26 protein-coding genes are annotated in these 21,665 nt (G+C 59.9%); 14 read left to right on the forward strand and 12 right to left on the reverse strand.

The genetic code is table 11. The annotated features are described in order from the left end of the window. Positions 1-32: 32 nt before the first annotated feature. On the reverse strand, positions 33-1,943 hold the full coding sequence (locus V6N02_RS09120) for a hypothetical protein (RefSeq protein ID WP_371225231.1): 1,911 nt from the start codon (positions 1,941-1,943) through the stop codon (positions 33-35). Between the two features lie 128 nt (positions 1,944-2,071). Here V6N02_RS09120 and V6N02_RS09125 point away from each other — a divergent pair, with 128 nt between their 5' ends. Beyond that, positions 2,072-2,920: a methylated-DNA--[protein]-cysteine S-methyltransferase gene (locus tag V6N02_RS09125; protein WP_371225232.1), complete on the forward strand. Its 849-nt coding sequence runs from the start codon at positions 2,072-2,074 to the stop codon at positions 2,918-2,920. Positions 2,921-2,928: 8 nt separating this feature from the next. Here V6N02_RS09125 and V6N02_RS09130 read toward each other — a convergent pair whose 3' ends face one another. After that, positions 2,929-3,714, reverse strand: coding sequence for an AAA family ATPase (locus V6N02_RS09130; protein ID WP_371225233.1), 786 nt, complete (start codon positions 3,712-3,714; stop codon positions 2,929-2,931). Positions 3,715-3,901: 187 nt separating this feature from the next. Between V6N02_RS09130 and V6N02_RS09135 the strand changes: the two genes are divergently transcribed. After that, positions 3,902-4,561 (forward strand): YiaD family glycine zipper/OmpA-like lipoprotein, encoded by a 660-nt coding sequence (locus V6N02_RS09135; RefSeq protein ID WP_371225234.1) that lies wholly within the window; start codon positions 3,902-3,904, stop codon positions 4,559-4,561. A 49-nt stretch (positions 4,562-4,610) separates the two neighbouring features. On the opposite strand, the gene V6N02_RS09140 is transcribed toward V6N02_RS09135, so the two are convergent. Next, positions 4,611-5,450 (reverse strand): class I SAM-dependent methyltransferase, encoded by an 840-nt coding sequence (locus V6N02_RS09140; RefSeq protein ID WP_371225235.1) that lies wholly within the window; start codon positions 5,448-5,450, stop codon positions 4,611-4,613. Positions 5,451-5,633: 183 nt separating this feature from the next. On the opposite strand from V6N02_RS09140, the gene V6N02_RS09145 reads away from it, so the two are divergent. From V6N02_RS09145 to V6N02_RS09165, 5 genes are all read left to right on the forward strand, one after another. Continuing rightward, positions 5,634-5,975, forward strand: a complete 342-nt coding sequence (locus tag V6N02_RS09145) for a cupin domain-containing protein (protein WP_371225236.1) — start codon at positions 5,634-5,636, stop codon at positions 5,973-5,975. 83 nt (positions 5,976-6,058) lie between these two features. Beyond that, on the forward strand, positions 6,059-6,691 hold the full coding sequence (locus V6N02_RS09150; RefSeq protein WP_371225237.1) for a lysophospholipid acyltransferase family protein: 633 nt from the start codon (positions 6,059-6,061) through the stop codon (positions 6,689-6,691). Further along, a complete protein-coding gene (locus V6N02_RS09155; protein ID WP_371225238.1) occupies positions 6,688-7,629 on the forward strand; it encodes a phosphatidate cytidylyltransferase in 942 nt (313 codons plus the stop codon). The genes V6N02_RS09150 and V6N02_RS09155 overlap by 4 nt, the downstream gene beginning before the upstream one ends. Positions 7,630-7,646: 17 nt before the next feature. After that, positions 7,647-7,997 (forward strand): hypothetical protein, encoded by a 351-nt coding sequence (locus V6N02_RS09160; protein ID WP_371225239.1) that lies wholly within the window; start codon positions 7,647-7,649, stop codon positions 7,995-7,997. Beyond that, positions 7,997-8,632: a CDP-alcohol phosphatidyltransferase family protein gene (locus tag V6N02_RS09165; RefSeq protein ID WP_371225240.1), complete on the forward strand. Its 636-nt coding sequence runs from the start codon at positions 7,997-7,999 to the stop codon at positions 8,630-8,632. Before V6N02_RS09160 ends, V6N02_RS09165 begins: the two co-directional genes overlap by 1 nt. A gap of 24 nt (positions 8,633-8,656) precedes the next feature. Here the strand turns inward: V6N02_RS09165 and V6N02_RS09170 are convergent, their stop codons facing one another. Next, the gene (locus V6N02_RS09170; RefSeq protein WP_371225241.1) at positions 8,657-9,616 is read right to left on the reverse strand and encodes an L-malyl-CoA/beta-methylmalyl-CoA lyase; all 960 of its coding nucleotides are present in this window, start codon (positions 9,614-9,616) and stop codon (positions 8,657-8,659) included. A 150-nt stretch (positions 9,617-9,766) separates the two neighbouring features. Between V6N02_RS09170 and V6N02_RS09175 the strand changes: the two genes are divergently transcribed. The 6 genes from V6N02_RS09175 to V6N02_RS09200 all read left to right on the forward strand — a co-directional run bounded on the left by V6N02_RS09175 (position 9,767) and on the right by V6N02_RS09200 (position 15,253). After that, complete coding sequence (locus V6N02_RS09175) at positions 9,767-10,513, forward strand: helix-turn-helix transcriptional regulator (RefSeq protein ID WP_371225242.1); 747 nt, start codon at positions 9,767-9,769, stop codon at positions 10,511-10,513. A 171-nt stretch (positions 10,514-10,684) separates the two neighbouring features. Beyond that, on the forward strand, positions 10,685-10,903 hold the full coding sequence (locus V6N02_RS09180; RefSeq protein WP_371225244.1) for a hypothetical protein: 219 nt from the start codon (positions 10,685-10,687) through the stop codon (positions 10,901-10,903). A 67-nt stretch (positions 10,904-10,970) separates the two neighbouring features. Next, a complete protein-coding gene (locus V6N02_RS09185; RefSeq protein WP_371225245.1) occupies positions 10,971-12,215 on the forward strand; it encodes an MFS transporter in 1,245 nt (414 codons plus the stop codon). Between the two features lie 136 nt (positions 12,216-12,351). Continuing rightward, positions 12,352-13,353, forward strand: coding sequence for an N-acetyltransferase DgcN (dgcN, locus tag V6N02_RS09190; RefSeq protein WP_371225246.1), 1,002 nt, complete (start codon positions 12,352-12,354; stop codon positions 13,351-13,353). A gap of 68 nt (positions 13,354-13,421) precedes the next feature. After that, a complete protein-coding gene (gene dgcA, locus V6N02_RS09195; RefSeq protein ID WP_371225247.1) occupies positions 13,422-14,387 on the forward strand; it encodes an N-acetyl-D-Glu racemase DgcA in 966 nt (321 codons plus the stop codon). A gap of 5 nt (positions 14,388-14,392) precedes the next feature. Continuing rightward, entirely contained in the window at positions 14,393-15,253 is an 861-nt protein-coding gene (locus tag V6N02_RS09200; protein WP_371225248.1) for a D-amino-acid transaminase, read from the forward strand. A 43-nt stretch (positions 15,254-15,296) separates the two neighbouring features. Here the strand turns inward: V6N02_RS09200 and V6N02_RS09205 are convergent, their stop codons facing one another. The 8 genes from V6N02_RS09205 to V6N02_RS09240 form a co-directional block, all read right to left on the reverse strand. Then, positions 15,297-15,956, reverse strand: a complete 660-nt coding sequence (locus V6N02_RS09205) for an adenosylcobinamide amidohydrolase (protein WP_371225249.1) — start codon at positions 15,954-15,956, stop codon at positions 15,297-15,299. Next, entirely contained in the window at positions 15,953-16,708 is a 756-nt protein-coding gene (locus tag V6N02_RS09210) for an ABC transporter ATP-binding protein (protein WP_371225250.1), read from the reverse strand. Before V6N02_RS09210 ends, V6N02_RS09205 begins: the two co-directional genes overlap by 4 nt. Next, positions 16,705-17,688 (reverse strand): FecCD family ABC transporter permease, encoded by a 984-nt coding sequence (locus V6N02_RS09215; RefSeq protein WP_371225252.1) that lies wholly within the window; start codon positions 17,686-17,688, stop codon positions 16,705-16,707. The genes V6N02_RS09210 and V6N02_RS09215 overlap by 4 nt, the downstream gene beginning before the upstream one ends. Beyond that, positions 17,685-18,503 carry an ABC transporter substrate-binding protein gene (locus V6N02_RS09220; protein ID WP_371225253.1) on the reverse strand — a complete coding sequence of 273 codons (819 nt, stop codon included), beginning with the start codon at positions 18,501-18,503 and terminating at the stop codon, positions 17,685-17,687. Before V6N02_RS09220 ends, V6N02_RS09215 begins: the two co-directional genes overlap by 4 nt. A gap of 23 nt (positions 18,504-18,526) precedes the next feature. Next, positions 18,527-18,745 (reverse strand): hypothetical protein, encoded by a 219-nt coding sequence (locus V6N02_RS09225; RefSeq protein ID WP_371225254.1) that lies wholly within the window; start codon positions 18,743-18,745, stop codon positions 18,527-18,529. 133 nt (positions 18,746-18,878) lie between these two features. Further along, positions 18,879-20,018 carry a M24 family metallopeptidase gene (locus tag V6N02_RS09230; protein WP_371225255.1) on the reverse strand — a complete coding sequence of 380 codons (1,140 nt, stop codon included), beginning with the start codon at positions 20,016-20,018 and terminating at the stop codon, positions 18,879-18,881. Then, the gene (locus V6N02_RS09235) at positions 20,018-20,722 is read right to left on the reverse strand and encodes a winged helix-turn-helix domain-containing protein (protein ID WP_371225256.1); all 705 of its coding nucleotides are present in this window, start codon (positions 20,720-20,722) and stop codon (positions 20,018-20,020) included. Before V6N02_RS09235 ends, V6N02_RS09230 begins: the two co-directional genes overlap by 1 nt. 4 nt (positions 20,723-20,726) lie before the next feature. Continuing rightward, positions 20,727-20,966, reverse strand: a complete 240-nt coding sequence (locus V6N02_RS09240) for a hypothetical protein (RefSeq protein ID WP_371225257.1) — start codon at positions 20,964-20,966, stop codon at positions 20,727-20,729. 187 nt (positions 20,967-21,153) lie between these two features. On the opposite strand from V6N02_RS09240, the gene V6N02_RS09245 reads away from it, so the two are divergent. Next, entirely contained in the window at positions 21,154-21,576 is a 423-nt protein-coding gene (locus tag V6N02_RS09245) for a hypothetical protein (RefSeq protein ID WP_371225258.1), read from the forward strand. The last annotated feature ends 89 nt before the right edge of the window (positions 21,577-21,665 follow it).

Genomic DNA, 21,665 nt, shown 5'->3' on the forward strand with positions numbered 1-21,665 from the left:
CATTGCCGGGCGCAGGCGCGGTTTGCAAGAGGTCAGAGGGCAAAATCCTCGTAAGGGTATTCGATCCGTGGTGGATCGGAGGACAGACCCGCCGCGATGTCGCGCAGCGCGATCAGGCGGTTGCGGATGGCCGGGGCCGGGCCGTAGGTGCCGGTGACGTCCTCCAGACGGTCGTAATACCCGCGCGCTGCAGGCCAATCGCCGATCCCGGCCATAAACACCGCTGCTTTGGCGGAAAGATCTTGTGCCAGTTCGGGATACCCGTCGGCGGCGAGGCGTTTGATTTCATCTTCGATCAAAGGGCGCAGGGCGGTAATATACTCGGGGCGCTGCCACTCGGGCACCTTGCCGGTATAAGTCATCCAATGGCCCAGGTTGCGCAGACCGTCCTGTGCGTCCAGCGCTATAAGGGCAATATCCGGGCGTTTGGCATCGGCAAACGCATAGGCCATGGACAGCACGTCCATACCACTCTTCTGCATTCTCTGGCTGGCCACATCAGCCGGGAAAACAAGCGGTGCTGTTTCGCGCTCAAACAGCTGGGCATGGTTGAACTCGGTCAGATCGGGATAGCGCGTTGGCAGCGCGCCAAGATAGGCCGAGGCTCGCAAGGCAAAACTATAGGTCTCATCGCGATACTCATAAAAAGCCAGTGCCCGGGTGAGCTCAATCGCCTCGGATAACGCATCTTCCCCCACCCATATCGACCAGTAATCACGCGTCTCATACGGTGAAGGATCGTCGATAATCGCGTTGTAGCGCGCCAGCATCCAACTCACCCAGGTTTCCGCCCATGGCTCGGCCTCGTCCGGCAGATCGAACAGCTCGAAAGACGGTACGCCAGGGTCATTGGCAAGGGCCATGTCGATGATCTGCGTTGCCTCGTCCTCCAGCCCAAGGCGCAGGGCGGTACGGGCATTGCGCATCATCGCGCCGCTGTCTTCCTCAAGGCCCGACTGCAGCGCCTCGGCCAAGATGGCCAAGGCCGCATCGAACCCGTCGTCACCTGTTTCGCCGGTTTGAATGCTGAGATATCGCGCCGCAACTGCCACGCTGAGCCGGGCGACCGGGGGCAGGTCATAGGCCGAGGGATCCGCCGATTCATAGGCATAAACCAGGGCATCCGGATCCCCCGTAGCAGAGTATTCCGCCTCGGCGGCCTCAATTGCCCGCTCGAACGCCTCTTCGTCGAATGTGGTGGCGGCAGTGGATTGAAAACTTGCGCGCATGCCTGTCACGGCCTGCGCCAGACGCCCCATGTCATCCATTTCGATGGCATGTCTTGCAATGGCTTTCCAGGCCATGAACGCGGGCTCGCCCGTGGCTTGAGCCGCACGCGATTGGGCCGCTTCGATCTCATCGCTTTGCAGATGGGCCAGCGTGGCGATGGCGTGCGCTTGGGCCTCGGCAAACAGATCAGGCGCGCCAGAGGACCCATCGGGACCAACCACATCCGGGTCGGCCTGAAGATAGTCTGGCAGTCGCGCGAACCACGACGCGGCAGTCTGCAAATCCCCTGTCTGGCGGGCAATATCGTAAAGGACCAAAAGGTAATCCGTCGGAACCGCAGCGTTGTCCGGCGTGTTCAGGTAACCCATCATCAACAGCAGGGCCAGTTCAACGCTGGGCTTTTCCGTGCCGTTCGGGGCCAGCATATCCAGCATCGGATTGCCCTCGGTCTCGGTTTGGGCGGCCTGATGGGCCGCCAACGCATCGTAACTGAGACCCTCCAACAGGGTCCGCGCTGCGGCCTCTCCCCGAGGGACAACACCCCAGTCGATCAGGTGATAAAGCCGGGCCACACGCGGACCTTCGGCAACATAAGAGAGCGCCTGATCACTCCAGAGCTTGGTAAAACACGCAGGTTCCGGCGCATCCCAACAGGCGCGCGCGGGCGACATGCTGAGAAGAAGGAAACACAAGGATATGACGTACCGAAACACCAGCCCCTCCTCCACATGATGCGAGGTCTGAAGACAGGGATACGCCGCCAAACCCCAATGAGCAATATTCGGGTCGCACCACCGTCGGGAGAGGCGTATCTTTGAGCAAGTTTGAGAAGGATCGCACCATGCATACGGACGCAGACCAAAGCTATCATTACAACGTGATGCGCCGCGCCATCGACCTGATAGATGAGGGCGGCGAGACACTGTCGCTGACCGATCTGGCCAGCGAGATGCAGATGAGTCCGGCTCATTTTCAGCGCCTCTTCACGAAATGGGCCGGTGTCTCCCCAAAACGCTATCAGCAGTATCTGGCGCTGGGGCATGCCAAAGAGTTGCTGGCGCAGAACTTCACGACGTTGGACACCGCGCACGAGTTGGGCCTGTCAGGCTCGGGGCGTCTGCACGACCTTTTCCTGCGTTGGGAAGCGATGAGTCCCGGTGATTATGCCCGCAAGGGCGAAGGCCTGAAAATCTATTGGGGGTGGTTCGACAGCCCCTTTGGCCTGAGCCTTGTCATGGGCACTGAAAAGGGCATTTGCGGCATCGGTTTTTCCAGCGAAATAGGCGAAGAGGCGGCGATGGAGGATCTTGTCTCACGCTGGCCCAAGGCTGAATTTGTAGAAGACCCGATGATGCTGCGCCCGTGGGTACAGGTGGCCTATGGCGCCGGTGGTTCCGGTGACGAGCGTGCCCCGCTCTACCTGATCGGCGCGCCGTTCCAGATCAACGTCTGGGAGGCATTGCTGCAAATCCCCTCAGGCCACGTGACCAGTTATTCCGAAATCGCACAATCTATCGGCAAACCCAAAGCCGTGCGCGCTGTGGGCACAGCCGTGGGCCGCAACCCTATCAGCTATCTGATCCCCTGCCATCGCGCCTTGCGCAAGTCGGGTGGATTGGGTGGCTATCACTGGGGCTTGCCTGTCAAACGCGCGATCCTTGCCTGGGAAAGTGCACGGGCCGAAGCGTGACATCGCGCTCAATAGTCCCGGTAGTCTTCTTCCCGGAGAGCTTGCAGGATGAAGTCTTCAGGATCGACGGTAAATGATTGATACAGCTTGAAATGCTGTGTGTCACGGTAGTCGACTTGAGAGATGCCACGAGACGAAACCTCGAGAACCCGCGCACCGGGTAACGCCATCAGGATCGGAGAGTGGGTGGCCATGATCACCTGAGATTTTGCTGCCTCTTGAATGCGATGCAGGATGCGGACGAGTTCGAGTTGCCTCTTTGGAGATAAGGCACTTTCCGGTTCGTCCATGAAGTAGATACCTTGTCTGGACATGCGTTCCTCGAAGAACCTCACAAACCCCTCACCATGGCTCCATGACAGAAAGTCAGGCGGTGCGCCGCCGCCCTCGCGTGCGGCATCATCCAAGTAACGTGCAACCGAGAAAAAGGACTCCGCCTTGAAGAACCACCCATCGGTGATTTTGGGCAGCCATCCCGCCCTAATGGCATCTGCCAGCTCGGCTCCGCTCTTGTCTATGGCCCGTGAATGATCCACCGGACGATAGCCTTTCCCTCCACCTGCCTCGTCGTACCCGCTGAGGGCAGCAAGGGCTTCGATCAGTGTTGATTTCCCGGTACCGTTTTCGCCAACGATAATGGTCACTGGGGTTGTAAAGCGAAGTTCGAAATCGTCTTGACTTAACCAAGGAAGATCGAATGGATAATCGGACTTTTCGGCCATGATGTCCGGGAGCAGAACAACCCGCTGCAGGAATGGTGCAGGTAAATTTGTTCCGATTTTACGCCGTGCCATTTGCTTTACTCACTCCGATTGGCCGCTAGGATTAACGATCAATACAGCCGATTTTATGGCTGATGCGCGAAATGCCGCCGAATTCCCCCCGGTTCGGACGCGGATTTCCCTTGGGGGATACTCTGATATTGAATAACATCGCCTCAGACCCGAAGAAATTGGGCATGTAACTGAGGCACGAGAGAGTATGACTATGAAAACCCCTGTGAAGATTATGGCCGGCCTTGCGCTGGTGGCTGTCGCGGCGTGTACGGACCCTGCGATGGTGGATGAAAACAATGGCTATCAGAAAACCCAGCAAGGGGCTCTGATCGGTGGCCTTGTGGGCGCGGTCACCGGTGCGGTGGTCAGCGATGACAAGGGCAAAGGCGCTGTGATCGGCGGCGCGGTTGGTGCCCTTGGTGGCGCGGCCATCGGCAATGCGCTGGACAAGCAAGAAGCCGAGCTGCGTCAGCAGTTGAACAATGACGATATTCAGATCACCAATACCGGTGATCGTCTGATCGTGACCATGCCGCAGGATATCCTGTTTGCCGTCGACAGCTCGACCGTGAATTCGGGCCTGCGCAGCGATCTGCTGACCGTGGCCAGCAGCCTGCAGCAATATCCTGACTCGACCGTTCAGGTGATCGGTCATACCGACAATACCGGCGATGCGGGTTACAATCAGGGCCTCAGCGAACGCCGTGCCAATTCGGTGGCGGATGTGCTGATGAATGGTGGCGTGGCCTTTAACCGGATTCAGACCTTCGGGCGCGGCGAAGATCAGCCCGTCGCCTCGAACCTGACCGAAGAAGGCCGCTCGCAAAACCGCCGGGTCGAGATTGTGATCCTGCCGACAGCCTAAGCTACGGGGCTTGAATGAGATTAGAAGCCGGGCGTAAAGCGTCCGGCTTTTACATGCGCGGCGCGCGGTTCTTGAAAGACCAGGATTTGCGCTTGCCGGGGTTCAGGCGGATTGCTTCCTGCTGGCGTGCCAGTTTGTCCGCGACATTGAGAAAACTCAGCCGTTCGGCAGCCAGGGACAGGGCGGCAATCATGTCCTGATCGCTCATCCCGTCCACTGCGCCGTTGGCTAAAGCCGCCTGATCAATCGCCTTGATGCAGCGATAAGCCACTGTGCCGCCCGGCACATGGCACAGCGGTTCGAAGTGATCTGCAAAGGCTTCCATCTGCACGGCGATCCATGGCTCTTTCCAATGCAGTTCGTCCTGCTGGACGATGATGGATTGCCCCGGGATCAGATGCGGAAAGAAGATTGCGGCCATCTGGTCCATCGTCTCAGAGGTCTTTGACGCATCCAGCACCAGCAACGCAATCGGCCCATCCTCCCAGACACTGTCTTCAATGCGCCCTTTGTGGAAATGCACATTGGGAGCCCAAGGGGCCAGCACCTGTTGCGCCAGCGGTAGAATATCGGTGCCATCAAAAGGCGCGACACCCTTGGAATACAATTGGCGTTCCTTGACCTTTTCGCTGGCGGCGAACTGATCGAAGGCGTGAATCTGCGCCTGCCCGCCGCCCTGCCGGGTGCCTTCGGCAAGATACGCAGTTGAACCACCGGCAAAACAGCCCAGATCGACAACCGCACCGTCGACGCCTGCCATGGTGCGTGACAACCAGACATAAAACCGGGCCTCTTCCGGGTTCAGCATGCTGGGCGCGCCGCGGGCACCGCCAAGATCGCTGTCGTCCAGCGCCAGCCAGGGCCGTTGGGCAAAGTCATCTAGGGTCAAATTGAAGGTCCTTGGTTTATTCATGCGACGTCGCGAGATGGTCACCGCGTCTTTCGGCTGATCTTAATCCAGCCGTGCATCTCAAGCCACCCGGCTTGTCAGGATCGACATGTGTTGAATTCTGCACCGCGAACGCTCTAGGGTCTGGCTCAACAGGTTGATTTCAAGAAAAGGCGCGCGACCATGAGTATTCCTTCGATCTACGGGGCCACCGACATGGAGTTAACTCCGGCGGGCCAGCGGGCCGGTGCCGACAGTGGCGATCCGCAGATTTCTGTGCATGAGATTTCAAACACTGATGGCGTGGCCGCTGGCGTTTGGGAATGTGAACCGGGTGGCTGGCCCGTGGTCAACCGCGCCGATACCGAAGTGGCCACGATCCTCAGCGGGGCGGGCACGATTACAGACGACAATGGCACCGTCACACCGATTTCCGCCGGAACCGTTGTGACCCTGCCCAAGGGTTGGACCGGTCGCTGGGACATCACCGAGACAACCCGCAAGGTCTATGTCATCATCAAGTAAGGCTATCCGCGTTAAGGGTATGTTTTTCCTGACTTGTAGATATTGGGTCCGCACCCTCACATTGTCGTGATCAAGGAGTGTGTATGAGTATCCTGGCCAAACTGACCGCCTTTGCTATCACCCGGTTTTCTTGGCTGATTACCGCTGTGCAGGGCTTTTGGCCGGGCGGTAAACCGGATTTGCGCCAAGCGGTCTATTTCGCCAATCACACCAGCAATGGTGATACGATCCTGTTGTGGTCGGTTCTGCCCGCATCGGTCAGACAGCGCACGCGCCCGGTGGCGGCGGCGGATTACTGGCTGAACCACCCAGTGAAAAAGTTCATCGGTGAGAAGGTGTTTAACTGCGTTCTGATCCAGCGCGATCCCGAGGCGCGCACCCAGGATCCGGTCGAACAAATGGTCGGGGCGCTGGATGACGGGTCCAGCCTGATCATCTTCCCGGAAGGGACGCGTAACACCGAAGCAGAGATGCTTCCGTTCAAACCCGGGCTTTTCCATCTGGCCGAGGCGCGCCCAAACGTGCCTCTGGTGCCGGTCTGGATCGAGAACCTCAATCGCGTGCTGCCCAAGGGCGAGGTCATTCCGCTGCCCTTCATCTGTACAGTGCGTTTTGGTGACGCGATCAAACTGGACCCCGGCGAAGAGAAAGCCGCCTTTCTCAAACGTGCCGAAGCTGCTGTTTTGGCGCTGGCCCCGGAGGTGGCGACATCATGATCGGGCATCATTCAGAGCTAATGACACTTCTGATGGCCGTTCTGGCAGTGCTGGTCACGGCGTCAGCCGTCGGGTTCGTCTTGGCGCGCCTCAAAGGGGCTGACAACCCGGTGATCGAGAATCTCAACGCGCGGATCAATGCGTGGTGGGTGATGGCGATTGTGCTGGGCCTGGCGTTCTGGTGGGGACGTCCGGGTGTGATACTGCTGTTTGCGATCTGCTCGTTCGCGGCATTGCGGGAATTCGTGACCCTGACCAATGCGCGCAGGGCCGATACATGGATGCTGGCCGCGCTGTTCTACATTGCGCTGCCCCTGCAGTACTGGTCGATCTGGACGGATTGGTACGGGTTCACTGCGATTTTCATCCCGGTTTATGTCTTCCTTGGCATGCCGATCCTTTCGGCTTTGCGCGGGGAGACCGACAATTTCCTGATCCGCGTGGCCGAGGTGCAATGGGCGGCAATGATCGCCATCTATTGCGTGTCGCATATCCCGGCCTTGCTCTGCCTGAATATCCCCGGATTTGAGGGACAGAACATCCTTCTGATCGCCTTTCTGGTGATCGTGGTGCAGGCCAGCGATGTGCTGCAATACATCTGGGGCAAGCTGATGGGTAAAACCAAGATTGCCCCGCGCCTGTCGCCCTCCAAAACCGTCGAGGGGTTTGCGGGCGGGGTTGGCAGCGCGACGCTGCTGGGCGCCTGCCTGTGGTGGATCACGCCATTCAGCTTCTGGCAGGCGGGCCTGATGGCCTTGGTGATTGCCTTGATGGGCTTCTTCGGCGGGCTGGTCCTGTCGGCGGTGAAACGCGATCGTGGCGTCAAGGATTGGGGCGCGACGATTGCAGGGCATGGCGGGTTCATTGACCGGCTGGATTCCCTGATCTTTGCGGCACCGATCTTTTTCCATCTGATCCGGTTCTGGTGGACGGTGTGATTGCACGGCTTGCCGGGATGGCGGTTGTTCATGTGGCGTTTGCGTTCCTGTTGATGGGCAGCTGGGCGCTTTATGCCAATTGGGGGCATCCGATGCCGAAACCTGTGCTGGCGGCGTTGGTACAGGGCAGTTTGTCGGGTGCCATCACCTATGCGCTGAAACGCACCTTGGACGCCCTGCGCGCAGGCCTGCCCCGCGCAAAGGGCTGGTGGTTGCCGCCGCTGATCGCATGCACCGGATCGTTGTGCCTGCTGGTTAGCGCTCATTGGCTGGCTCAAACGCCTGAGATATTGCGCACCATCTCGGTGCCGTTTTCTGTCGCGGCGACCTACGCCATCACCTACAATCTGATCATGTGGAGACGCTAATGACCGACCGCCGTCCGATTGCCAGCCGCGAGACCGGTTGGGCCAATGCGCTGACCCGCCGTCTTGCGGCGCGGGATGTGTCGCCCAATCAAATCTCGATCGCCAGTATGGTCTTTGCCGCTTTGGCGGGCCTTGCGTTTTTCGTTGGGGCCGGGGGGCAGGGCGTGGGCCGTGTGATCCTTTTGGTGCTGGCGGCGCTGTTTTGCCAGCTGCGCCTGATCTGCAACCTGCTGGATGGCATGGTCGCGATGGAGGCTGGGAAGGGCGCGCCCGACGGGCCGTTCTGGAACGAAGTCCCGGACCGGGTGTCAGATCTGCTGATCTTTGTCGGGTTGGGCTATGGTCTTGGCCTGCCCGAGCTGGGCTGGGCCGCCGCGGCGCTGGCCATTGGCGCGGCATATGTGCGTGAATTGGGCCGCGCCAGCACGGGCGAGAATGATTTCTGCGGCCCAATGGCCAAGCCACACCGCATGGCGCTGATCACGGGTGTTGCGGTTCTGGCGTGTTTTGAAGGGTTTTGGGGCGGCACCCCGGCGATCTTGCCGGTTGCCTTGTGGGTTGTGGCGATTGGAACGCTCGCGACGATTGTCCGACGCTCGATACGGATGATCGCACATATGAAAAAAGGGGCGTGATCACTTCACGCCCCTGAATTCAGATCAGCCGCCGGCGATCATCTCGGCTTGTTTCACGATCACCTCGGCCTGTTTGATCGAGGCAATGTCGACCAGACGGCCCTTATAGGTCGTCGCGCCTTCGCCACGGGCTTTGGCCTCTTCCATCGCGGCAAGGATTTCACGCGCCTCGGTCACAGCCTCTTCTGAGGGTGTGAACACTTCATTGGCCAATGCGATTTGCTTGGGGTGGATTGCCCATTTGCCGACCATGCCCAGCGTGGCCGAGCGCAGCGCCTGTGCGCGGAAACCTTCATCGTCCGAGAAATCGCCAAACGGGCCATCGACCGGCAGGATGCCATGGGTGCGGCAGGCGGCGACGATAGCGGCCTGCGCCCAGTGCCACGGATCGGACCAGTACTTTTCGCCCTCGCGGTGCATGTAATAGTTTTCCTGCGTCCCGCCGATGCCGGTGGTGGCCATACCCATCGAGGCGGCGAAATCAGCGGCCCCCAGGCTCATCGCCTGCATACGGGGGCTGGCGGCGGCGATTTCTTCGACATGGGCAATGCCGGCGGCACTTTCGATGATGACCTCAAAACTGATCGGCTTGGTGCGGCCCTTGGCGCGCTCAATTGCAGTGACCAGGGCGTCAACGGCGTAGATATCACCGGCACAGCCCACTTTCGGGATCATGATCTGGTCCAGCCGGTCCCCGGCCTGTTCCAGCAGGTCGACCACGTCGCGATACCACCAGCCGGTGTCGAGGCCATTGATCCGCACGCTGAGATATTTATTGCCCCAGTCAACGGTGTTGATCGCCTCAATCGTATTGGCGCGGGCGATATCCTTGTCGGTGGGTGCCACCGAGTCCTCAAGGTCGATATTGATCACATCTGCTGCACTGGCCGCCATCTTTTCAAACAGCTTGGTGTTCGAGCCGGGGCCAAACAGCTGGCAGCGGTTAGGGCGGGCAGGGGCGGGCGGTTGCAGACGGAAGCTCATGAGACATCACCTTTGGATAAGGAAATTGCGGAAGACTTGCGCAGATCGGTAGTAAATTACGCGCAGGCCCGCAAGGCGATTTTGCACTTGCAGCATCGCATTGCTCTGCGACAGGATAAATCATGCCAGTGTTGAGGCCCCGAAACCCATATGAGTAAAGCGCAGTCTCTTTCTGATTTTATCGACAGTTGCCGCAGCGACGATGATTTGCCTGCGCTTTGGGCCTTGGCGGTTGGGTTTTACAAAACGCGCGGCATCGGCAAGATAAGTTATCACACCGATATAGGGCGTGGGCCAGATCACAAAGAAAAAGGCGTGGCTGCCGCCGGATTTCCCGAAGACTGGGTGTGTCACTACATCCAGGCCGATCTGGTCCGTGTTGACCCGATCCCGGCGCTGACCTTGACCAGAACGCAGCCCTTTCTGTGGTCGGAGGTCCCCAAGCTGATGCACCTGTCCGAGGCACAACAGGACTATCTGAACGAAATGGCCCGCGCCGGGGTGGGTGACGGCCTTGCCATGCAGGTTTTTGGCCCCAATCTGCGCAATGCTTATGTCGGCCTCGGCTTTGATGAGGGGATAAAACAGCTTGATCCCGAGACGGTGTTCGAGCTGCAATGCGCGGCCCAGTTCTCGCATCTTCGCTATTGCGAGCTGACCGCGGATGAACCTGCCGTGAAGGTCGAGCTATCGCCACGCGAACGCGAGATTCTGGAGTGGATTGCCAAGGGAAAAAGCAATTCCGTGATCGGAGATATCCTGGGCGTGTCGCGCCACACGGTGGACACGCTGACCCGTCGCATCTTTGACAAGCTGGGGGTTAATGATCGCACGACAGCGGCGATCAAGGGCATCGGATCGGGCGTTGTGCGATATGAACCAGCCGGCGGGATGTAGCGCAACTGCGTGACAGACAGTCTTGCCGTGCGTTTCTAAAACAGAACTCAAGCCCCGACGTGGTGCGGTTACCGGCCTCGGTCGATATGTGAGGCCTATCCCCAGGACTGCAAAACCCTCCGCAAGGCGAGGGGTCACCGCGTCGGGGTGAGGATAGTAAATGGTGCTGACATGACAAAAGATGATCCTGCGCGCGCGTATCTTGGCGCATTGGCCGACATGACGACAAGTGAGAGATGCGCGATACTCACGCGCTGTTCGTCGGTTGTTGAGGCCACCGCCTTTCATTTGGTCGGAACCATCGAGGCCTCGCTCGTGGCCAGGCTGATTTCCGTTGCAGCTGTATTGGAACGGATGGCTGAGGAGGTGCGCGCAGCATCGCAGGAGTAGGCCGGAAACGACCGCCATGCCGCAAACAAACGCGACCCGGCCCAAGACGGCATGACAGCGTAGCCGCATGAAACGCGCGCTTCTGGATAACTGGGCCCTTTTTCTGGGCATGGGTTTGTTGATGGTGGCCAACGGGTTGTTGGTTACATTGCTGACCATTCGGGGCAATGCGCTTGGCTTTTCCGACTTGGAGATCTCAATCATGCAGGCCTGCTATCCGCTTGGCGCGCTAGCGGGTACGATCCTGACACCCAGGCTGATCGCCAAGGTTGGGCATATCCGGGTGTTTTCGGCGCTGGCCTCGATGGTATCGGTGGCGGCCATTGCCCACCTGCTGACCAGTGACCCTGTCAGTTGGTCGATGATGCGCCTTCTGGCGGGGTTCTGCTTCCCGGGGCTCTACGTGATCACCGAAAGCTGGCTGAACGCCAAGACGGTCAACCGAATCCGCGCGCAGGTTTTATCAATCTATTTCATCATCCAGACAGCGGGTCCGGCGCTGGGCACGGCGATGGTGGCCTTGCCGGACCCGACAGGAAACATGTTGTTCGGGGTCAGTTCGATCATGCTGTCCGTTGCGATTGTGCCGCTGTTGTTGTCGAACAACCGCGCCCCTGATTATGAGGTGCCAGAACGGATGCCGGTGCGACGTCTTTACCGCGTCTCGCCGATGGCTGTTGTCGGGATTGTGATCATGGCGTTCGGCGTATCGGCCTGGTTCATCAGCCTGCCTCTTTACGCATTGCAGCAAGGGTTTAGCGAGGCGCAGGCCTCGGGCGTATTGGTGATTGCTATGATCGCGGCGGCGGCGGTGCAATATCCCGTTGGCTGGTGGTCGGATAATACGGATCGGCGGGTTGTGGTGATCTGCCTTTCGGTCATGTCGGCGATCATCGCGATGGCCATTGCGGTGATGCCTACACCCATTGTCATCATCATCGGGTTTGCGGTTGTGGCAGGCTGTACCCTGCCGATCTATTCCATCCTCGCGGCGCACGCCAATGATCAGCTCAGCCCCGGACAGATCGTTCCGGCCAGCGGCACGCTGGCGTTTCTGCTGCAGCTTGGGCAAGTGTTCGGGATGTTGATCGGGCCGAATATGATCCGGCTGGCTGATGGGCGCGGGTTGCTGTTCCTGCTGATTGTCGTGGGTGTTGGCGTGGCACTGCTGGGGGCGGCCCGGCGCTTGCGGGGTGATGTGATCGAAGACACGGGCGCCGCGCAGGCCATGGGTGTGCTTGGCATAGCGCAACCCGGCGTGTTGCAGGCCGAAGTGCTGGCCGAAGATGATCAAGAAACGCGCAGTTCGTAGAAATATCGTGCTCAATATCGCAATAATGGCGAAGAAAATTCGACGTATGACGGTTTGAGTGGCGTATTCCCGCAAGATTTCGCAAATGGAATATCGGACACTGCCTTGAACCTGATTCCGCCTGGGAGGCTGCGCTATGATTGAATCACCTTATCTGCTGTTTCTGGGCGATGCGCCCGACATGCTGGCCGCCAAAGTGGCCATTGGTATCCGCGACTGGCGACCCGAATATGCCTTGGGTCAAATCCGTCTTCCGGGCTGTGGTGCCGATCTGGGTCTGAAGGACCTGACTTTGGCTGAAGCCAAGGAAATGGGGGCCAAAACACTTGTGATCGGCGTGGCCAACCGGGGTGGCGTGATTTCCGATGCCTGGAAAGAGGTGCTGATCGAAGCACTGAATATGGAATATGACCTTGCTTCGGGCCTGCATAACCTGCTGCGCGACGAAGGCGATCTGACCGCTGCGTCGCAGACCCATGGCGGGACGCTGCATGATGTGCGTGTTCCATCGGTCGGCTATCCGATCGCCAATGGTGTCAAACGGACCGGCAAACGTTGCCTCGCCGTCGGCACCGATTGTTCGGTTGGCAAAATGTACACCGCCATGGCGATGGAGCGAGACATGGTTGCGCGGGGCATGAAGGCCACCTTCCGCGCAACGGGCCAGACCGGCATCCTTATCACCGGTCACGGTGTGCCGCTGGACGCGGTGATTGCCGACTTCATGGCAGGCTCGGTTGAGTATCTGACCCCCGACAATGATCCGGATCACTGGGACCTGATCGAGGGGCAGGGCAGCCTGTTCCACGTCAGCTATTCCGGTGTGACCATGGCGCTGATCCATGGCGGGCAACCCGATGCGCTGATCCTAGCGCACGAACCAACCCGCGATCATATGCGCGGTCTGCCGGGTTACAAACTGCCCTCGCTTGAGCAACTGCGCGATACCGCCCTGCCGATTGCGCAGGTTGCCAACCCGGCCTGCGTGGTGGCCGGTATCTCGATCAACACCCAGCATATGAGCGAGGCCGACGCCAAGGCCTATCTTGAGAAGGTCGAGGCCGATATGAACCTGCCCGCGACCGACCCTTACCGCTTTGGCTCGGACAAGCTGGTCGACGCGCTGGCAGCAATCTGATCTTATGGCGGCGCCCCGTTGCGGGCGTTGCTGTTTGAGTATTTCTGGCAAGATGAAGGAGAGGCCTTGTGCAAATCTCGGTGACGCGTGATGTCTTCAAACTGGCGCAGGTTTTTACCATCAGCCGCGGATCACGGACCGAAGCCAAGGTGCTGACCGTCAAGATCAACGATGGCGGCGTGACCGGCTGGGGCGAATGCGTACCCTATGCGCGCTATGACGAGACATTGGACAGTGTGACGGCCGAGATTGAAGGGCTGCCCGAGACGATCACCCGCGCAGCTCTTTACGATCTGCTACCTGCCGGGGCCGCACGTAATGCCGTGGATTGCGCCCTGTGGGATCTGGAAGCAAAGCAATCCGGCAAACGTGCCTGGGAACTGGCGGACCTGCCTCAACCGGGTCCCGAGATCACGGCCTATACCCTATCGCTGGATACACCCGACAAGATGCAGGCGCAGGCGGCTGAGAACTCGTTTCGCCCGCTGTTGAAGATCAAGCTGGGCACGCCGAATGACATGCCCCGGCTTGAGGCCGTGCGCGCCGGAGCGCCCAAATCGACCATTATCGTGGATGCGAATGAAGGCTGGAGTGCTGAGGTCTATACTGATCTGGCCCCGCATCTTGTGCGTCTTGGCGTGGCGCTGGTGGAACAGCCTTTGCCTGCGGCCGAGGATGATGCGCTGATCGGGATGGAGCGGCCCGTGCCCGTTTGTGCCGATGAAAGCGCGCATGACCGCAGCAGTCTGCCCAAGCTGAAGGACAAATATGATGTGGTGAACATCAAGCTGGACAAGACCGGTGGGTTGACCGAGGCGCTCGAATTGCGCCGCGCAGCGCTGGCCGAGGGCTATAAGGTGATGGTGGGCTGCATGGTGGGCAGCTCATTGGCGATGGCACCGGCCACATTGGTTGCACAGGGTGCAATGGTGACCGACCTTGATGGCCCGCTTTTGTTGGCCGAAGACCGTGATGAACCTTTGACATTTGATACGGCCGGGATTCACCCGCCGTCAGCAGCACTATGGGGATAATCAAGATGCGCACCGCTTACGTAAATGGCGACTACCTGCCTGAAACCGAAGCCAAGGTTTCGATCTTTGACCGGGCCTTCCTTATGGCCGACGGGGTCTATGAGGTGACCAGCGTGCTGGGTGCCAAGCTGATCGACTTTGATGGGCATCTGAAACGGCTGGAACGCTCGCTGAACGAATTGGATATGCCCAAGCCTGAGGCGTTTGATGATCTGCTGGAGATTCACCGCGAACTGGTGCGCGTGAACGACATCACCGATGGCATGATCTATCTGCAGGTCACCCGTGGTGCGGCTGCGGATCGTGATTTCGTCTTTCCCGACCCGGCCGAGGTAAAACCGACGCTGGTTCTGTTCACCCAGTCGAAGCCCGGTCTGGCGAACAGTCCTGCGGCGGAAAAAGGCATCCGCGTGATCAGCATCGAAGATGTCCGCTGGGGCCGCCGCGATATCAAGACCGTACAGCTGCTTTACCCGTCGATGGGCAAGATGATGGCCAAGAAGGCCGGGTGCGACGATGCGTGGATGATCGAGGACGGGTTTGTCACCGAAGGCACCTCGAACAACGCCTACATCGTGAAGGGCAACAAGATCATCACCCGTGGTCTGTCCAACGACATCCTGCACGGCATCACCCGTGCCGCCGTTCTGCGCTGCGCTGCCGAGGCGCAGATGGAAGTGGAAGAGCGCAACTTTACCATTGACGAGGCGATGGGCGCGGATGAGGCGTTTATCACCTCGGCAAGCACATTTGTCATGCCGGTGGTTGAGATTGACGGCTCCACGCTGGGCGATGGCACGCCGGGCAATGTCGCCAAACGCCTGCGTGAGATTTACCTGGAAGAAAGCCTGAAGGCGGCGATCTGACCAAGGCTTGGCGTGTTACCCTTTGAGTGTATTTCTCAGAGGGTCACGCCGCGCCCTCATTGTGCCGAACCGTCGCCATCCAGTCCCGCGCACCTTCCAGCACAGTGGTATAGACAGCGCGGCCTGCCGCCTCGCCGATCTCGGTGTGGAGCCCGGCAAATTGTGTCGTGCCAACAGGGGCAGCGACGGCCACGCAATCCGTACCGGTGCCCGTGGCGCGGCCTGTCGGCAGCGTGTGATCCACTTCGATCACGGCGGCGGTGCGGGCCTGCACCGCGATACTCATTACTTCGATCAGGGCGGCTTGGGTGAGTGGCGTGCTAATCCGAAGGGCCACATTGATCGTTCCCCAATCCTTGCCTTTACGGTCGACGCGATGGCCAACGGATTCTGCGTTGGACAGGCCTGTCGTGGCAACGGCATGTGCAGTGGTGGTTCCAATGGTGACGGAGTGCTCGCGCACCTGCCGGACATCGCGCGAGGTGAGGAGAGTGACGGCGTCTGTTGCATCCCGCGCCTGTAATTCGTTCGTCAGCCATGACCCCACGTCCAAGTCGGGCGGCAGATCGCCATTGCGCACCTCGCGCCAGAGGATACGGGAGGCGGTTACAAAACCCGGCCTGTTCAAAGCCCAGCTGAGCACTTGCATCTCTTCGCCCAGATCAAACTCCAGCCATGGTCGATCAAGGGTCAGGGCGCTCACCGGATTACCTCAAGCGGTTGATAGACCGGTCCCTGATCCGTGTCTTTGTACCATGCGGTGATGCCAAAGACCTGCGCGAGCCGTTCGGGTGTCATCACCTCGGCAGGGGGGCCATCGGCGATCATCCGTCCCTCACCCAGCAGGATCAGCCGCGTGCAATGGCGCACGGCCAGACCCAGATCATGCAGCGAGACCAGCGAAGATTTGCCCTGATCGGCCTGCGTGGCAAAGGCCCGCATGGTGGAAATCTGATGTGCCGGGTCCAGCCCGGCAATCGGCTCATCCGCCATCAGCAGGGGCGTATCTTGCGCCAGTGCCCGTGCGATCAGAACGCGGGCTTGCTCGCCCCCGGACAACTCGGTGGCGGGGCGGTGTCGAAACGCTTGCAGTTCCATTTGGTCCAGCGCGGCATCGACCTGTGCGTGATCCTTGGTCGAAGGAGTCATCCCCGCCATATGCGGTGTGCGGCCCAGCATTACGACGGTCTCGACCGACACGGGCCAGGCGATTTCACGGGCCTGCGGCATCCATGCTACCGCCTTGGCGCGCTCACGTTCAGACAGCGCCAGAAGCGAGCTTTCACCTGTGCCCGGGATTAGCCCCAGGGCCGCGCGCATCAAGGTGGTTTTGCCTGCACCATTGGGGCCGATCAGGCCGACAAACTCGCCCTCTCCGATGCTGAGTGTTACATCGCGAAGAACATCGCGATCCCGCAAAGTGATGGCGAAATCCGTGAGGGTCAGCAGGCTCATATCCGCTCTCTCCTGAGTTTCAGGATCAGATGCAGAAACAGAGGGGCACCGACAAGTGCGGTCAGAACGCCGAGTTTCAAATCCCGTTCGGGCAGGACCAGTCGCACGGCGATGTCGGTCAGCAACAGCATGACCGCCCCGCCAAGGGCCGAGGCCCAGAGCAGGCGCGAGGGCCGTGCGCCCACGAAGGGACGCAGGATATGAGGCACCACAAGGCCGACAAAGCCGATCGCACCCGCCACCGCTGTGCCCGCACCCACGACGCAGGCCACGCCGACGATCAGCATCAGGCGCAATCGCTCCAGCCGCATGCCCATGGCCTGCGCTGCATCTTCACCCAATGTCAGGGCATCAAGCCCCTTGCCCAGCCCCGCCAGTAGAAGCCAGCCAGTCACCATTAATGGCAGGGCCAGCCAGACATGGGTCATCGAGCGGTCGGCAAGCGACCCCATCATCCAGAAGATGATCTCGCTGGCGGCAAAGGGGTTGGGGGATAGGTTCAGAACCAGCGAGGTCAGCGCTGCGGCGAGGGCCGAAACGGCGATCCCGGCGAGGATCAGTGTCAGGGACGTCCCGCGTGGCCCGGCCAGTAGCATCACAAGAAGCACGCCACACAACGCCCCTGCCAAGGCCGAGAACGGCAAGGCCAGCGCGAACCCCGCGGCCAGTCCGGTTTGGATGGACAGCACCGCGCCGAAGGCGGCTGATCCGGACACCCCGATCAAGCCTGGTTCGGCCAACGGGTTGCGCAGATAGCCCTGCATCGCGGCCCCGGCAAGGCCAAGGCTGGCCCCGATCATCACGGCCAACAAGGCGCGGGGCAGGCGGATTTTGCGCATCACCAGTGCAATGGGGCTGTCGCCGCCCTCAAGCAAAACTGCGATACTTTCGCTCAGACCCATACGCGCCGGGCCGATGAACAGCGAGGCGGCAAACAGCGCCAGAATGGCAAGGCCAAGGGGCAGCATGATGCGGGTCATTGCGCCTCTCCGGTTATCTCGCGCCGGGTCTGGGCCAGCTTTTCAACCGCGCGCAGCACAAAGGGCGTGCCGCAAACCCAGTCGTGATCGGTCACCGCGGTGGTGGCCCGGGTGCTTTTCAGGGCCTCCACGGCCGGATGCGCCATAACATCCTCGGCGCGCGAACCGCCCGGATAGGGCCGGGTGGTGATCACCAGATCAGGATCGCTGAGCGCGAGAATCTCAAGCGGCATTTTCATGCCCCAGTTATAGCCTGCTTCGATCGCGGCATTGCGAAACCCGGCCAGCTCGAGAATTTCATTGGCGAGGGTCTGTTCGCCCGAGGTGTAGCCGTTGGCATAATAAAGCATGGCGCTGGGACGGGTTTCAGGCGCGACGCTCAGCGCCGCAAGCCGGGCGTCGAAGTCGGCAATCATCTGCGCCGCGGCCTCCTGACGATGCAAGGCGTTGCCCATCTTCGCGATCTGATCGCGCACCCCGTCAATCGAGGATGTGATTTCAAACTGGATCACCGGGATGCCAAGGTTTTCCAGCATGTTGACCGTATGGGTGGGGGTGAAGACCCCTGCCAGCACCAAATCAGGCTGCAGCATATAGATCTCTTCGGCCTGACCGTAATTCTTGATGTAATTTTTGGCCTCGTCGGCCATGGGCGAAGAATGCCGGTCAAACGCGATCCGCGATACCGAGAGCAACTGATCCTCGCCCGCAAGCAGCATCGCCAGTTGGTCGGTGCAGAGATTGATCGACACCACGCGGGACGGAGCCTCAGACCATGCAGGGGGTGCACCCCATGCGGAAACTGCGCCCGCCATAAGAGCGCACCTGGCAAAGTGCTTTATGCGATCAGTACTTCGCATGAAGGCCCAGATAGACGGTGCGCCGGGGGGTGGTGAAAGCCACCTGCTTTCTCGTAATCTTCGTCAAACAGGTTCGCAATCTGCAGAAAGACCTCAGCTTGGTTGATGACGTCATAGGATACGCCCGCACCAACCAGCGTGCAATGATCAACCAGAGTGTCGGTCGGAGCAAATGCGCTGAGCATGACATCCGTCATATGCGGCACCACGTTCCCCATTGCCACGCGCTCGTGCGCCTGTTGCGACTCCCTTCACGCGATAAACCGGGTCATCTTCTGAGGGAAGAAAAATGGCGGCGATATGCAAAGACTACAGCCGCGATGCGACAGCCTAAAGGATCAGGTCGTCCACCGTCTTTGGATGCTCGGTGATGGGCTCGTAACCGGTTTCGGTAAGGATAAAACTGTCCCCCACTTGGGCCCGGAAGCTGCGGGTTGAGACCGACCCATCGACGGCCAGCACCATGCCCGGTTGCAGGATCGTGGTATCCCCGGTGACAAGCTGGGGATGTTCCAGAAAGCTGTACCCGGTCGCGCGGCCACAGCGGAACGGATAGTCATAGCCCGCGCCCTGAATGACCTTGGCATAGGCGGCATGGACGCTTTCGGCCGTTACGCCGGGCCGCAACGCATCCAGCGCCGCGCGCTGACTGGCCAAAGCCACTTCGTATACGTCGCGCTGGGCGGGATCGGCGATTTCGCCGATCCAGAAGGTGCGGTCAAACCCCAGCTTGAAACGGTGGAAATTGGTCATCCCGCAGAAACACAGGAACACCGGTTCGCCCCGCTGCATGACGCGCGTGCTGGCGCGGTGATGGGTCTTGGTGATCTCGGGGCCCGAGGCCATGATTTGCAGGAAATGCGTGTTGGGCGACATATCCGCATCGTCATAATGCGACGCCAACAACTCAGCTGCCTTGCGGGTGCCCGCGGCAGACGTGGCCAGTGCGACCTCATACTCGGCCACGCCATCGCCAATCGCCGCGCGCCCGGCCGCCATCATCGCGCTGGCCACCTGCCCGGCATGCCGGGCCAGTTGCAGCTCGCTCTCGGTCTTGATCATGCGCATCTGCGACAGGATTGGCGTGGCGCTGGCTGGGTCCTGATCTGCAATCAGCCCATCCACATAGGCGCGTACCATGGGCGGCATGTGATCGGGTTCAATGGCAACCCGGCCTTGCACCGCGTCGGGCAATTCCTGCCGCCATTCTTGACCGGCCCCGTCATTCCAGGGGGCAATGCGGTCAACGCGCGCGGCATGTTCGGCCGCAACCAGATCAATCGTCGGCGTGATCAACAATGTCGGGCCGCTTTGTGGCACCACCAGAATGGTCGGGCGGCCAAACTCCATATGCAGATAGTCGTAATAGCCGGTCAGGTAATAGACATTGTCATCATCAGTGATCAGCGCCACGTCTATTCCGGCCTTTGCCAGTTCGCCCTGAAACTGCGTCATGCGGGCCTGATACATCAGGCGACCTTGATCACGTCTTTGTCGATGGCCAGCACATAGCCCTTGCGGGCGATGTTCTTGACCAGCAACTCGGTCACCATCTGGTTGCCAAGCGCGTCGCGCAGCCGTTTGATCCGGGTAGCCCCTGCCGCCTCGTCACAATCGGCCGCGGAGCGGCCTGAAATCACGCCTTCGATCTCGGCACCGGATAGAACATCATCATCCATTCGGGCCTCGGCCAGCACCGCCAGCGTTTCCATCGCGGCATCGGTCAGCTTGAAGCCCATGTCATTGAGGTAGACGGTCTTTTCCTCGCGGCTGATCAACAGGCTGCTGACCTGAATGCCTGCCCGCTCGATCTGGGCCATGCGGCGGTTCAGAACCACCAGCATCACCAGAAACACCAATGACGATATCAGCAAGGCGGTGGCAAATACCAAAAGTACGAAAATGACCATCCGATAGCTGATCAGGGTTTCGGAAAACGCCGTGCCCGACAGGGCGAGGATTTCCAGCAGCTTGATCTCGGCATCGGTGGTCAGCGCGTCGTTTTCGATAAAGATCCGTTCGACCCGCGCATTAAAGGCATTGGCATCGGGCAGGGTGATAAACAGGAAAACCGCCGTAACGATCAGGATCACCACAATCGCAGCAACGCCAAATATCACCACCCGGCTGCCCGAGCGTCGGGCCTCGGTGGCAGTGGCAGTCAGATGATCCAAGGGCTCAACCTTCCGAGACAGACAATACTTTCAGCAGAGTCAGCCCCTGCCGTGCCAACATAGTCTGCAACTGGGCCGTGGCGTTTTCAACCGTGCAGGGGCCGGAGACCTGCGCCACATCATAAAAAAGCTCAAGCGGGTTGTCGCGCTTGGCTTTGTATTCGGCGGAACAGGCCGCTTGGGCCTGGGCGGTGGCGGCCAGCAGGGTGGTGGCGGCCAGAACGGGGATCAAAAAGCGTGTCATGGGGCAAACCATGCGCTGATCTGGGCGGCTATTCAATAACCGACTGAGTGCAAACGGCTTTAGCAGGGCTGATATCCGATAACGGGGTGGTGTTATTGCCTGACTTTTGCATTTCAACCCATCCTTGGTCATCGGGTGCGGCGATGCTTGCCAACCCCAACCAAGCTAACCTTGAAAGGATGCCGTTATGCACCGCAAATTTATCGCCCTGGTTCTGTCTGCCGCCCTTGCGGTGACCAGCCTTAACGCCCAGCCCGCCCATGCGGGCAGTGATGACACCGCCAAATGGGTTGCCGCACTGGCCGCGCTGGCCATCGTTGGTGTTGCGATCAATGAGAACAAGAAAAAGAAGCGCAAGAAGCGGCATGTGACCCCGGTCCGGCCCCATGATCCCTATCTGCTGCCTGGCAGGTGCCGGGTGACCAGAAATCTGCAAGGCAATACAATCCGCGGCTTCGCCAAGGGATGCCTGAAGCGCAACAACGTGAATGTGCAGTCCCTGCCACGTGAGTGCGCTGTTCGCTTCCGCGACCGTACCCGGGAACGCCGCGTGACACTGTTTACGGGTCGCTGCCTGCGCCAATACGGTTACCGCGTCGCGCGCAACTAATAGAACGACGAACAGGCCCGAGCAGTCAGAGGGGGCGTCCCACAGGGGCGTCCCCTTTGCATTTGGCCGACACTGCAATTAGGCAGAGG

It is taken from the genome of Roseovarius conchicola (genome assembly GCF_041403425.1).
Taxonomy (GTDB): Bacteria; Pseudomonadota; Alphaproteobacteria; order Rhodobacterales; family Rhodobacteraceae; genus Roseovarius; species Roseovarius conchicola.